This is a genomic window from Sporosarcina newyorkensis (assembly GCF_900167515.1).
Classification (GTDB): domain Bacteria; phylum Bacillota; class Bacilli; order Bacillales_A; family Planococcaceae; genus Sporosarcina; species Sporosarcina newyorkensis.
This window is the reverse complement of the sequence record NZ_FUYJ01000002.1, coordinates 103,182-115,931: the sequence shown is the minus strand read 5'-3', so window position 1 is coordinate 115,931 and position 12,750 is coordinate 103,182. Positions and strand designations below refer to the sequence as shown.

Sequence of the window (12,750 nt, the reverse complement as noted above, 5' to 3'; positions counted from 1 at the left end):
ACTCGAACTATTTAGCTCCTTTCATTATAGACTATATTATGAATTCAGACAATTCAAGAAACCCTCCAGTCTATTTCATGTAAACCAACAGGAGGGTTAAGGAAATATATTAAGTTGATTATACAAGACCAGCTTCTGCAACCTCAGTATCCTCAGCGACTGAACCTCCGCTGACGCCTATGCCTCCGATAATTCGATCACCACTCTTTATAGGAATTCCACCTCCAAACACTACAATCTTTCCATTATTCGTAGTGTTAATTCCAAAAAGTTCTCCGCCAGGCTGTACTGCATCATACAATTGGGAAGTTGGCATTTGTAACGCAACGGCAGTCCATGCTTTATTTTGTGAAATATCAATACTAGCTAATAAGGATTGGTCCATTCGATGACATGCCAATAAATTCCCACCGCCATCTACAATGGTAATCACCATAGGAACCTTAATTTCTTTAGCTTTTTCTTCAGCCTGTTCAATCATTTTTTTTGCTGTCTCTAAATTCAGTTCTGTCATCATACTCCTCCTCAAGAAATAATGGCAGGCCTTTTACTAATCGGGCAGCATTTTGTCCTGCTCTTCTGCCGTTTTGTTTTCTTTCTATTAAATAGGGACGATTAGGTAGTTTTTCATGAAAGATTGATATGGCATGTTCATTTCGGATTAGAATGCTGACTTGCAAAGAAGTAAAGCTGAATCCTTCCTCTGAAATTTGTTTACAGGCATATGGAACTCCTTCTTCCTCAAGCCCTGCACATACCTCTTTGACAAGCAGTTGATCTACTGATTCCGATAAAAAGACGGGGATACATACTGTGTTGTGTTTCATATCCTATCATTACGCCTTTTCAAAGTAGATAAGACCAGCCCCGTTGCCACCGCATTCCTAGGTCCCTCTGTTCCTCTAATGTTTGCGAAGCCTGCGACAATACCATATTTGGATAACTCATCATTGATCATTTCGGGAATTTCAAAATCCAACGCGGATCCACCTAACATCACTACAAAAGAGATGTGTCTAATATTGTGGGTAGGGAGTACCTGCTCTAGTGCACGAATGGCGTTCGTAACAAATACTTTTCGTTTAGCCTCTCGTCGGATCGTACGAATTTTTTCCAGTGAATGGCGGATCGGCAAAGGAGTGATACCCTTCTCTTCTCGAATAACTACTTTTCCAAATGCTTCAGGTGGATGAGATTCCTCGGAAAACAAGTACGTCCCATCTTCCAATTGCATATGATAGAGACTTTGTAGTTTTCCAAGAGGATATTTCTTTATTTTCTCTGCCAGCTCAAGATCATGAAGCGATAGCTCCGTATTGATCAGCAGCGTCACCATATCTCCAGCTCCTGCCAGGTGAACCGTTTGAATCATTCCATTTTCATCATTCGTCGCTGCATCCGTTGAACCGCCGCCCATGTCCAAGATGACGATTGGCCTTTCCGTTCCTGGCGTTGTCAGCGCTCCGGCTATCGCCATTTCTGCTTCAATTCCACCCACTTCAACTGACACTCCAAGCTCTTCCTCCAATAATGAAGATACGGTTTGAATGGAAGTCTTTTTAGTCTGCACCATTGAAGCGAGTCCCACTCCGCTTTCCATAGTGATTTCACCCGCCAGTGCTCCGCGAATAGAAGAAGGAATCTTTGTATCTACTGCAAGTAAATCTGTAATACGAATTTCATGCATATTTTGATCCGTTACTTCCGCCAGATCTTGGCGCAAACCATTTAACATCGCACCCGCATTCGTTCCCTGTTCACCTTGCACATCGTTCAACACACCTATTTTTTTATAGGATCCCATAATTTCATCTGCACCGTCATTGACGTCAACTTTCACACTCATCCTATTGCCGACCATTGTGACGCTTCCTGATTCAATTTTCCGCTCTGCGATCTGCCCCGCCGGTGTCCGTATCACGACGGCCGAACGATTTCCGACCAATGATTTGGCAACAGGCGCTACTTGTTTCGTTTCATCAGGGGTTAAATCAAATACAGTAGAGAGTCCATAAGGGTTGCTGAGCATCCGAATGACATGTCCAGGAGGCGCCACTTCAATTGCTGCCTTTTTTCCTATCGGCACTTTATCAATCATGGCCACTTCATCTACGATAGGCACTTTCATTTGCAGGCGATTGTGGATTAAAACCCCGTCATCCTTCTGTACGATGACTCCTTTGATCTGGATCCCTTGTCTTTCAAATTTATTAAACTGATAGGCTACCCATTCATAATCGAATTTCTTTGACACTACTACAATATAGGGTTTATTTTCCTCGGCATGTTGCAGCAATTGCTCGATCAAAATGGTTTGACCAATCCCAATTCCTTCTCCCCCAGGCGTATCCGGATTATGACCGATCATAGAAGATTCCGTAATGATCGTTTCACTGATGACGTCCATGGCGAGATCGCCAATAACTGGTACTGCATCATTGATTCGAACTATATTAATCTCAGAAATAGTTCGATTAATTTTTGACATAGCTAGCTGCAGACATGATTTGATTCCTTTAATATTAGTAACCGTTCCTTTAATCCCAGTCGTCGGGACAAGATGCTGAGTTAAAAATACGGCCTCATTTCCGCATACTTCTACAATCGCTACCTCTGTTGATGAATTCCCAATATCTACTCCTGCGATCAGTTGCTTGCTCATTACTTATTCCTCTTCTATACGTAATAAGTTTCGTCGGCTATATACTTCAGCCGCCTCTTCTACTAACTTGGCGTTTTCAAACGCCTGATATTCACGCTTCAATTCATCAGCAATGGCCAGCAATTCTTCATGAGAGGAACGGTTGGGACGAAGAGCACTATAGATTTCGAGAATTCTTTCATCAGAAATCGAAATTAGTTCTGCAGCTCTTCTAAAATTTCTCCCTAATTGGTCTCGCTCTATACTCTCCGATATTTCCGCCTGCATAATTAAAGTTTCGGGGCTGATCCGTAAATCTTTACTCGAGATGTCTCCTTTTAACGCCGCTTCTAAAGTCAAGTCATCATAGGCTTTGTTCGTTAGCGTAAATAATACGTCTGTTCTTTTCTGTCCTAATGGGTAATCTTGTCTTGTCAATCGGCTCATACGGTTTCCTCCTCTGAAATGGTAAAGCTGTAGTCTACATTTACAGCTGGCTTGCCCCTTACAATTTCTTGCGTTTCTTTCAAGTGCAATATTGCTGCAATTGCCTGGTAGCGGGGCCTAGCCATCTGATCGTTTACAACCGGAACAGGATCAACGTTCTCTCCCCGTGCATATAAAGCGGCATTTCTACCGATATCACGATAGGTTTCAAGTGTAATCAGCGGTGATTGCGGAAAGAGTTCCAGATTGCTTAATGGATCTAAATCCCGTTGATGAATGATCGTAGTCCCCCTAGACTGAATGCCGATCCCTATTCCTGAGCCGCTCAATTTAGCAGCAAGATGCCCAATAAATGCTAAGTCAGCAGTTTCAAAATTACGGATTACACGTGTTACACCGCCTTGTTCTTCAATCCCGGAGATAATTTCACGCAAGACTTCACTATGCTCTACGCTAACAATCGTCTTCGAAAGCGCTTTCCCAAAAGCCGGTGAAACAGCAATGATAACTTCTTTCGGATCCGATCCTTTAGCCGCTCGTGATTGATCATCCATTTGCATTTCAATTGAATATGAATAATTCATCTGATGACACCTCCTCAATACTCACTTGGACTGATTGCTTGGCGAATATTCTTGATTTCTTCCCATCTTTCCTCACTCATTCGATAACCGGTTCCCGGTCCTGTATAGTCATTTTCATTATTAACGGCACTCCGTACAATATTATTCTCATCAATTATTGCGGAAGTGTGTAAATAATCCCCCGCCACGCGTTGCTTAAGCATATTGAAAATTCTTTCTGCCACTTGATGATAGCCTCTATTAGCTAAAGCCAACGCCACATCCAATCCAGTAATTCCTTCTTTCAGTACACTCTCAGCAGCTTTTAAATCTTCCATCACATTTCGTTTCGGCATATCGTCGCTGCTATTCGCATACGTTGCCGCGTCGATCTCCTCTTCAGTGATCGCGGGAAAACCAAGTTCATCAAAAAGGACTTGCATCGTCTTAGCAGCTTGATAGCGAACTTCAATTACTTCGCTCTCTTCAACTGGCCGCAAACCACCGTCCACCATCATATCTCGTTGTATAATTAAAAAATCATCTAAATCGGATGAATCCATATTCGATCCAGCGAACATATTATCACTGTTCGGAACCGCACTATAACCTGAAAAGACAAAGTCTGTGCCAGGTAACATTTGGCATAGCATCTTTGCACTGCGGCGTATTTCAGAGTGAGAAAAAGTTTGGTCATTTCCTGAAGCTACTTCTAAATCAAACATAGTCGTAGCCAAGTTTTCTGCCAATACTGCGCGAATTCCGCTTGGAACAGCAGCTGGAATCCCAATGCAACTAATCGAACCATTCTGCAGTCCCTGGACACCTGCACCTTTTGCCATCATGATACAGCGAATTTCCAAGTACAACATCGACTTTCCTTCCGCACCTGCCATTTGTACTTCGGAACCCGTGCCTGAAGTGAAACGCATCTTCGATCCCCTTGAAGCATATGCAGATGCCAAGAATGACTTTGACCATGGGGTATCGTCTCCATCTTTAAAAACGGACTCTGTTCCGTATATTGAAATCGTCTCTGCATACGTCGTCAAACCAAGCATCGCCAATCGTAATTCCGTTGCCTCTTCCAATGCATCTTGCGTCAAAATACCGCCTCTGACAGTTTGGGAACCTACCAAAAGGGCAAGCGCATTAAATGGTGCATACCGTACAACCCCTACCGTCGTTTCCTGTTCATCAAATCCTCTTAACGCAGCTTCTGCTGCATCTGCCGCCATCAAGACAGGATTATCTCGAACATTTGTCACGTGACATTGATTGGAAGGTTTCTTTCTGGCCCGCATTTTTTGAAGCGCCATCATCATCTCTACCACATTTAATTGATTGAGCACCTCTACTATTTTGGCAGGGGTCAAACCTTTTACAATCGCTAATACTTCAGAACGTGACACATTGATATCTACTAATTTCCTTGCGATATCCACACTTTCCATGTTCATCATCTCGTTGGCAGTTGCAACATCAATTGTATAATCCGCAATAAATTGATCTAGCATATCAAAATCTTTACGCAGTTTTCCATCCAACTCGACAATGCGGCCATCCTGTATCTCAATAGACGGCGATGGATCATTCGGACTGGACATCGCAACAAATCCTTGTTCCGGCCACTCATGTACAAATCCATCCTTATTGACAGGCCGATCCTCCAAGACTTGAAAACGCTTGGAACGTCTGACTGCTGTTGGGTTCGGTTTCATGTAAGCACTTCCTTTCTAAATCTTCAATCTATTCAATCGATTATAAGCTATGTATTTATTCATTGCTCTATAGAATCGATACTCGACTTAGGAATATCGATACTTTTTCAAACTGTGGATTAGCATTTTTCGGATGAGACGAAGAATCTATATTAAGTATTTTCTATAGTAACGAATCCAAAATGTTTTTCTCATCCAGTTGGCAGATATAGTTACCATTGCCAGGCTGTTTGCATCAGCCGAGTTTTAATTGTGTATTTATAATCAAAAGCATATCCAATTGACACCCAATCCTTCAGCGTTTATACTGAACATACAAAAAAATATACAACTTCCTTTAAGGGGAGTAGCTATAAAGCAAAGTCGTCAATACGGGAGTTTATTCCCCGGCTTTGTTTACAACACTAGTTGTTTGCGAGACCTTACCGTTTATTTGGTGAGGTCTTTTATTTATTTAGAGGCGATATGACCAATAATTGGACATATCGCCTTTTTCATTTTTAATTTATTGGAGGTCAAACTTTGCAAAGCTATCAAGAACTTGCAAAAACAGTCACTATAAACAAGGAAAACCGTTTAATTCACTATGATGATTCGTTAATGCATATTGGCACAGGTAGAAGTGCATTTGTGTTTAGAATAAAATCCACCATGAAGGCAATTAAAGTATATTTCCCTGCCTTTTCTTATATTGCTGAAGAGGAAACCGACATTTATAAAAAGCTTCAAAACATCACGTATTATCCGGCTGTGTATGATTCAGGATCGAATTATATTGTGATGGATTATATAGAGGGCCATACTCTATTTGAGTGCTTGTCTAAAGGAGAAATCATCACGTCCGCCCATATTAAACAAATTGACGATGCACTATCTTTAGCAGCTGCAAGGGGTCTAAATCCATCCGATGTTCATTTGCGCAATATTATTGTCACTATTACTGGTGAGATAAAACTCATTGATGTTGCTCGTTTTAGACAAACAAAGGATTGCCGGCAATGGGATAATTTAAAAAGAGCCTATGTAAATTTTTATTGCAAACGTTTATTTCCAAAGAAGGTTTCTGCTCCATTTCTGAACTTCATTGCTATCCTATATAAAAAAAGGTGCATACCATTTTTTCGGGCATGAATAGATGTGGAATACAAAAGCATTAAAATGGGAAAACGAGGTAATTCTAAGGAGAAGGAGAGAAGAACGATGAATGATTCTAGAGAATGGTTAACAGAAGAACTTAAAAAAGTACAAGATTGGGAGAACAATCAGAGTGATTTATGGTTTTGGGAAAAGCTAGGGCGACTGCCGTTTAAAATAATCGATAAATGGACGCCCGATTTTATTCAACGTAAAATTGGTATACTCCTTGACGAGCTCGGTCAGTATATCCAAACAGGCGGGAGTTATTTAAGCTCAGTTTCTAAAATTACTTCTTATTACCCGGACTTTGATGTGAGCACGTTAGCAAATGTAGAAAAGCTACCCGTTTCTACAATGGATGTCGCTGTCGAAAAAATTACGGGCAACAGAAAAAAACTAGCAACACTGCAAGGCGCGGGCACTGGCATTGGCGGTGTTTTCACATTATCGATCGACATTCCACTATTACTTAGTTTGCAACTAAAAACATTGCAGGACATTGCGATTTGTTATGGCTATGATCCAAATATTAAAGAAGAGCGTTTGTTCATCGTAAAATGTATGCAATATGTCTCAGCCGACATTGTAGGCAAACAAGCCATCCTGACTCAATTATCACAATTTGATTCACCTGACGATGCTTCAAAGCGTGAAATTTTATCTGAACTACAGGGCTGGCGTGAAGTGTTTTTTTCCTATCGAGATCAACTTGGTTGGAAAAAGTTTTTCCAAATGATTCCGATTGCAGGTCTCGTGTTTGGCGCCTTCATTAATCGTTCCGCTGTCAACGACATTGCCGAAGCAGGAAAAATGCTTTATCGAAAAAGAAGGATTGTTGAAAGGCTGGATATACTGCATGATTCAAGTGATATTTCATGTTCGGATGCCTAGTAGCACTGCATAGGAAACACGTATAAATGTATATGATTAGTGCGGCCACTTTTCTATTGCAGAATAAAAAAGGGTTATGTAATCAAACTGAAGTGCACTCCATTGTGAATAGATATACCTTTCTTTCCTGTAGTTTATTCAGATAAACAGTGCACGCAGTTCAAAACGATAGTTGAACTACGTGAAGCACAGATACATGATATTAGGATTCTGTTGCCTACTTAGTATTCTATCCACTTTATGACCTTACATTAAATGCAGACTGAAGAATTGTCTGTTAAAACAACTCTGAATCATTAATTCAGGGTTGTTGATTTCTCATGTAATAGAAATGATTTCCAATCCTACATCATCCACAACAGAAGTTGGAGGGGCTACCCATACTGCAATGACCAAATCAGGCACCTTTTCTCCGGCTACATTTATGACGCTGTATTTGATGGTGTACATTCCGCTTTTAGTCGTATCAATTACAGTTTGCGTATTCCCTGCAGCATCTTTAATCACAAATTGTACAGCAAACGATTTACCCGAGTCATCTATCGCTTTCACTTCCGGGAATGTAAAATCTGCTCCATGATCTAATCGGATTGTTTTCATTCCGTTATAGTTCCATTTGGGCGTCTGAACCGGTGGTTGTTGAGCACCACTTTTTTGAACTGGCACTGGAACAGTGGATACTTTATATAGAAATGAAGCGAATTGGCCACGGGTTGTCGTATTTTTCGGATTAAATACAGATACTGCCGGATTGGTTATGTCGAAAAAGTCCAGAACGTCAATGAATGGCCGGGCTTCCGATTTTGCTAGTTCTTGGTCCCCCACGTCTTTTATGAAAGGCTGACTTTCTACATAAATCAAGAGATCTGTGCTGTGGATGGCATCATATGCGCGTATGAGGACGATAGCCATGTTTTCACGGGTAATATCCCCTGTCGGATTAAGTTTTCCGTCGGCTTGACCATTGAAAACTCCATGGTCCTTCACTAATGCTGCATATTTCAGTAGTTCTTCATTCGATGAAGAAGTTAAATCAGAAAAGCGTCGCTTCGTTTGATAATCAGCCGGGATTTTGAATCCAAGGGAGACGAGCCATTTGCCCATCAGTTTAACCACATCGGAGCGTGTCAACGTTTTGTTGGGTTTATACGTTCCATCAGCATACCCTGAGATGATCCCTTTTTGAACGAGCGCGTTAATTGAGCTCTCGTGTGAACTTCCTTTAATATCGGAGAATCCTTCCGCACTTGCCGTTATCGGTGCGAGGATCGGAATAGTTAATGCGGCAGAAGCGGCGAGCGCGGTGAATCTTTGATAACGTTTGGACATGCAATCGTTTCCTCCTAATAAGCCAAATAGACTATTATCTGTTATTATACTAACCTTCCACAGAATGTGCTAGTCATTTGGATTCTATAACTACTTTACTTCTGAGTAATATAGAGAGACAATTACTCTATGTTCATAGTAAAATAGTAGCCTAAATAATTATTAAAAGGAGACGCATCAGGTGGAAAAACGATACCTTTCTTTACGATATATGTTGTCTTATCTCATGGTGGCTTTTCTGGTCTTTATTTCTAGCGCTACCTACTCATTTGCAGAAACGATTGATACTTCTTCTAATGAATTGCTTGTGAAATACGCAGAGTTACCGCAGTCCATTGCGGCCCCCATTCCACTTCCTAATACAGCTGAACAAGTGGAAACAGTAACGTCCTCTGTTGAACTTCTTTCATTTCCTAATGAAATGGATTTAATGCAAGCGGCCGAGCAACTAGAGGAAAATCCATTCATTGTAGCAGTTGAACCAAACCACGAGCGAAGTGTCTCGGTCACCAACGATGTCTTTTACACTAATCAATGGTGGTTGCCGCATGTACATGCCGAGCAGCTATGGCCGTTAGCCGCCAAGCAGAAAAAGCAGGCAGTCGTGGCGGTCATTGATTCAGGAATTGACACGACTCATGAAGATTTAGTCGGGCGAATTGCGCCGGGTGGCTTCAACTTTATCGATCAAACACAAAATATTCAAGATGTGAATGGCCATGGAACGAGCGTAGCAGGTATCATTGCTGCCAACAGCAACAATCGAAAAGGAATTGCCGGTGTAACGGGTAGTTATGGTGTTTCCATTCTTCCATTAAAGACCGTGCATGATGACGGCAAATCAACGGTAGCGGATAATCTAAGAGCGATCGATTATGCCATTCAAAAAGGCGTCGATGTCATCAATATTAGCCAAGGAGGCACGTCACCTTCAGCAATCGAACAAGATGCTATCCGCCGGGCAATGAGGGCAGGTATCCCCATCATCGCTTCTGCAGGGAATGATGCGTTAAAGGGCAACCCCACTATGTATCCAGCTGCTTACGATGAAGTCATTTCCGTTGGATCCGTGAATCAACGGAATAGCCGGTCCGATTTCTCCAACTATAATAACCAAGTCGATATCGTGGCACCAGGAGAACAAATTTATACGACCGGGATTTCCAATCACTACGTCATAGCGAATGGAACCTCCTTTTCTGCTCCGATTGTCGCCGGAACGGTGGCCATGATGAAAGCTATCGTGCCGGAACTGTCGGTGAAGGAAATTACAGAGGTCCTAACAAAAACCGCCAAAGATTTGGGTCAAGCTGGAAAAGATGCCGAATATGGTTTCGGCTTATTAAACAGCAAGCAAGTAAAGGCTGAACTCGAACAGTTGTTGATTCAGAAACAAACTGTGCCGGTCACAGGGATTTCATTGAACCAGACAATGATACGCCTACTTGCGGGTGAAGATGGAGATGCGGGTGAACAAACAGCATTGACAGCAACCATCACACCATCAAATGCAACCGATCGGAACGTGGTATGGACCTCTTCCCGACCAACAGTTGCTAGCGTCAGCCAATCAGGGATGGTGACCGCAGTCTCAAAAGGAGAAGCAATCATCACTGCTGAAACAGTCGATGGCATGTATAAAGCGACAGCTAAAGTCATCGTGGATGCACCAAAACCATTCGTCGGCACATTTGCGGATCTAACCGTAAACACTTCAAAACAATTTGTTGTGAAGTTCAATAAACCGTTAGCCGAGGGCATGAATTATAAGAAGCACATTCAGATTTCAAAAAGGGCGGATGGACAACAGCCGATTACGACCTTTAACGTTACATTCAATCCCGCGGTTCCTGACCAGTTAATAATTGCACCGCAAAGTCGATGGGAACTGGGAACTTACTACCTGAACATTCGACAAGGGGTCCAGGCTAAAGACGGGAAATTACTGACTGAAAACGTAAATATGCGGTTTATTGTACGGTAGGAAATGAGGAAGTAGAAAACGGCCGACCAGCCCGAGGGATGGTTAGCCGTTTTTTCGTTTATGATTTTATTGTTTTACCGGTATCTGCAATCAAGAACGCCTACTTCAGCAGTTCCTTCGAAGTAGAAGCCAACGCTTTCAGGTACTTCGCGGTAGTTTGGTTAGTATCCTAGTATACAATATTTTCCCAATCACTGTATGCACTTTTATTAATCCCAGCAGTAGTCTGTCAGTTCTTCGAACATGACATCGGGTGGAATGCCATAAGCTTTTTCACACGGATCAACATCCGATATGCCTTTTGATCTGTCGATTGCATGGATCTTTAGCGTTCTCCAGACAGGCGGGTATTTTTTCTTCATGTTCCTCCCATACAACCGCTGCGTTGGTAAAGCGCAATTTGACTCGTTTCAATAAGTAACAACTTAATCGATTCCTTATCATACTAAAATTTATAGGGGGACTTACGAGTTAAGGCAACAAGTTATTATTCGACTTTGTACTGTGCGGCTGTATCTGGTTTTCGTGGCCCAAAGGTTCTCTTAGTAGACGAATCATACGGAATATTCATCTTATTCAGACCTAATGCATCGTAGTTTAAATATTGCAAATGTTCTATTATAAAAATAGCTGCACTACTTAGCGATAAAGTTTCAATTAGATTGAGAATACAGGCTGTAATAGAATGCGTTTCCAAGGGCTACTTATTCTTTTTTAGGCTTAAGGGCTAGTCAACTATTCTGGTTTCGGATTGATAGGTGATCGTCTTTTTCAATTAAAGAGAACCAAATACTATTACATGAATACTAAGTTTCAGGGAGGAATAAATTATGACTATACAAATAAAAAATCAAAACAAGCTCGATCATGTATTGAGAGAAATTCGTTCCCGGCGTGAAGAATTTGAAGAGAAGCGGCACGTACCAAAGGACATGATAGCGCAACTGAAGGAATTGGGTATCTATCGCGCCCATGCGCCGCAGTGTTTTGGAGGAGATGCCCGTTCGCCCATGGAGTTCTTGCAGTTAATCGAGAATATATCCGAAGCGGATGGATCGGCTGGATGGGTCGCGAGCTTCGGCTCTGCTGCAATCTACCTAGCGGCTTTACCTCGTGAAACACTCGCTGAACTGTATGCAGAGGATCCGGATGTGGTCTTCGCAGGCGGGCTGTTTCCAGTTCAACCCGCAGAGAGAGTGAATGGCGGCTGGCTTGTTAACGGTCTTTGGAAGTTTGCAAGCGGATGTAAGGGAGCCGATCTTCTCGGCGTTGGTATTGGTACAGGGGAAGGCGGCAAGCCACTGACTGCTGTGTTAAGACCTGAAGACGTTGAAATTATCGAGAACTGGGAAGTAATTGGGATGCGTGGAACAGGCAGCCATGACTTGCGTGTGACAAACGTCTTCGTACCTGACGAACGTATTTTTGTCCGTGGCGGTGACTCTTCTATTCAAGAGCCGATTTTCCAATACCCATCCATCGCTTATGCAGCGCAAGTACTAGCGGTGGTAAATCTCGGTGTAGCCCGTGCTGCGCTAGATGAAATTATTAAGATGGCCGGACGCACAAGTATAACAGGTGCACCTAGAATGGCCGATCGAGCTTACCTGCGCATCTCTGTAGCAAAGGCAGAAGCTACACTAAGGTCAGCGCGAGCCTTCTTCTACGAGACTACTGAATCCGCTTGGAAATCGATCCTGAAAGGTGATGGTGTCTCGGATGAACAAACGAGCATGCTACGTCTGTCTGCTGCTCAAGCTGCCCGTGAAGGTGCTAGCGCCGTGCAATCAGCCTATCTCCTTGCCGGTACTTCAGCTATTTACGACGGACACCCGCTACAGCGATATCTGCGTGATGCAATGGTCGTGACCCAGCACGCGTTCCTGAACGAGAGCATGTTTGAGGGTGCTGGATCAGTACAATTGGGTGTACCGCCAATGAAAGGTTTTATTTAAAAACGGTCAATCAGTGAAGAACGCCCGTGTCAGAAAAAATTGTGTATGATGAAACATTCACCGCTGTTTCAATAAACAAGAA

Annotated in this window: 12 protein-coding genes; 4 read left to right on the top strand and 8 right to left on the bottom strand. The window is 42.5% G+C overall.

All coding sequences use genetic code 11. The annotated features are described in order from the left end of the window. Nucleotides 1–118 precede the first annotated feature (118 nt). Genes B5D59_RS04910 through B5D59_RS04885 form a run of 6 tightly spaced genes read right to left on the bottom strand, consistent with a single transcriptional unit; the run spans nucleotide 119 to nucleotide 5,372 of the window. Nucleotides 119–514, bottom strand: coding sequence for a GlcG/HbpS family heme-binding protein (locus B5D59_RS04910; protein ID WP_078817103.1), 396 nt, complete (start codon nucleotides 512–514; stop codon nucleotides 119–121). Further along, a complete protein-coding gene (locus B5D59_RS04905; RefSeq protein WP_078817102.1) occupies nucleotides 474–827 on the bottom strand; it encodes a glycerol dehydratase reactivase beta/small subunit family protein in 354 nt (117 codons plus the stop codon). Before B5D59_RS04905 ends, B5D59_RS04910 begins: the two co-directional genes overlap by 41 nt. Then, complete coding sequence (locus B5D59_RS04900; RefSeq protein WP_078817101.1) at nucleotides 824–2,662, bottom strand: diol dehydratase reactivase subunit alpha; 1,839 nt, start codon at nucleotides 2,660–2,662, stop codon at nucleotides 824–826. The genes B5D59_RS04905 and B5D59_RS04900 overlap by 4 nt, the downstream gene beginning before the upstream one ends. Nucleotides 2,663–2,665: 3 nt before the next feature. After that, nucleotides 2,666–3,088: a diol dehydratase small subunit gene (locus B5D59_RS04895; protein ID WP_078817100.1), complete on the bottom strand. Its 423-nt coding sequence runs from the start codon at nucleotides 3,086–3,088 to the stop codon at nucleotides 2,666–2,668. After that, nucleotides 3,085–3,672, bottom strand: coding sequence for a propanediol/glycerol family dehydratase medium subunit (locus B5D59_RS04890; RefSeq protein WP_078817099.1), 588 nt, complete (start codon nucleotides 3,670–3,672; stop codon nucleotides 3,085–3,087). Before B5D59_RS04890 ends, B5D59_RS04895 begins: the two co-directional genes overlap by 4 nt. Nucleotides 3,673–3,686: 14 nt before the next feature. After that, nucleotides 3,687–5,372, bottom strand: a complete 1,686-nt coding sequence (locus B5D59_RS04885; RefSeq protein ID WP_078817098.1) for a propanediol/glycerol family dehydratase large subunit — start codon at nucleotides 5,370–5,372, stop codon at nucleotides 3,687–3,689. A gap of 522 nt (nucleotides 5,373–5,894) precedes the next feature. Here B5D59_RS04885 and B5D59_RS04880 point away from each other — a divergent pair. Both B5D59_RS04880 and B5D59_RS04875 read left to right on the top strand, forming a co-directional pair. Beyond that, nucleotides 5,895–6,503, top strand: a complete 609-nt coding sequence (locus B5D59_RS04880; RefSeq protein WP_009766045.1) for an RIO1 family regulatory kinase/ATPase domain-containing protein — start codon at nucleotides 5,895–5,897, stop codon at nucleotides 6,501–6,503. A gap of 69 nt (nucleotides 6,504–6,572) precedes the next feature. Beyond that, a complete protein-coding gene (locus B5D59_RS04875) occupies nucleotides 6,573–7,400 on the top strand; it encodes an EcsC family protein (RefSeq protein ID WP_078817097.1) in 828 nt (275 codons plus the stop codon). Nucleotides 7,401–7,718: 318 nt separating this feature from the next. On the opposite strand, the gene B5D59_RS04870 is transcribed toward B5D59_RS04875, so the two are convergent. Further along, nucleotides 7,719–8,729, bottom strand: a complete 1,011-nt coding sequence (locus B5D59_RS04870; RefSeq protein WP_009766047.1) for an S-layer homology domain-containing protein — start codon at nucleotides 8,727–8,729, stop codon at nucleotides 7,719–7,721. 181 nt (nucleotides 8,730–8,910) lie between these two features. On the opposite strand from B5D59_RS04870, the gene B5D59_RS04865 reads away from it, so the two are divergent. Further along, nucleotides 8,911–10,713, top strand: coding sequence for a S8 family peptidase (locus B5D59_RS04865; RefSeq protein ID WP_078817096.1), 1,803 nt, complete (start codon nucleotides 8,911–8,913; stop codon nucleotides 10,711–10,713). A gap of 209 nt (nucleotides 10,714–10,922) precedes the next feature. Here B5D59_RS04865 and B5D59_RS18155 read toward each other — a convergent pair whose 3' ends face one another. Continuing rightward, complete coding sequence (locus B5D59_RS18155) at nucleotides 10,923–11,075, bottom strand: hypothetical protein (RefSeq protein ID WP_176132504.1); 153 nt, start codon at nucleotides 11,073–11,075, stop codon at nucleotides 10,923–10,925. Nucleotides 11,076–11,543: 468 nt separating this feature from the next. Between B5D59_RS18155 and B5D59_RS04860 the strand changes: the two genes are divergently transcribed. After that, nucleotides 11,544–12,668, top strand: a complete 1,125-nt coding sequence (locus tag B5D59_RS04860; RefSeq protein WP_078817095.1) for an acyl-CoA dehydrogenase family protein — start codon at nucleotides 11,544–11,546, stop codon at nucleotides 12,666–12,668. The last annotated feature ends 82 nt before the right edge of the window (nucleotides 12,669–12,750 follow it).

What these genes read in the sequence shown, in the direction of transcription:
- B5D59_RS04910 (WP_078817103.1), bottom strand. Translation starts at nt 514, where the DNA reads ATGACAGAACTGAATTTAGAGACAGCAAAAAAAATGATTGAACAGGCT.
- B5D59_RS04905 (WP_078817102.1), bottom strand. Translation starts at nt 827, where the DNA reads ATGAAACACAACACAGTATGTATCCCCGTCTTTTTATCGGAATCAGTA.
- B5D59_RS04900 (WP_078817101.1), bottom strand. Translation starts at nt 2,662, where the DNA reads ATGAGCAAGCAACTGATCGCAGGAGTAGATATTGGGAATTCATCAACA.
- B5D59_RS04895 (WP_078817100.1), bottom strand. Translation starts at nt 3,088, where the DNA reads ATGAGCCGATTGACAAGACAAGATTACCCATTAGGACAGAAAAGAACA.
- B5D59_RS04890 (WP_078817099.1), bottom strand. Translation starts at nt 3,672, where the DNA reads ATGAATTATTCATATTCAATTGAAATGCAAATGGATGATCAATCACGA.
- B5D59_RS04885 (WP_078817098.1), bottom strand. Translation starts at nt 5,372, where the DNA reads ATGAAACCGAACCCAACAGCAGTCAGACGTTCCAAGCGTTTTCAAGTC.
- B5D59_RS04875 (WP_078817097.1), top strand. Translation starts at nt 6,573, where the DNA reads ATGAATGATTCTAGAGAATGGTTAACAGAAGAACTTAAAAAAGTACAA.
- B5D59_RS04870 (WP_009766047.1), bottom strand. Translation starts at nt 8,729, where the DNA reads ATGTCCAAACGTTATCAAAGATTCACCGCGCTCGCCGCTTCTGCCGCA.
- B5D59_RS18155 (WP_176132504.1), bottom strand. Translation starts at nt 11,075, where the DNA reads ATGAAGAAAAAATACCCGCCTGTCTGGAGAACGCTAAAGATCCATGCA.
- B5D59_RS04860 (WP_078817095.1), top strand. Translation starts at nt 11,544, where the DNA reads ATGACTATACAAATAAAAAATCAAAACAAGCTCGATCATGTATTGAGA.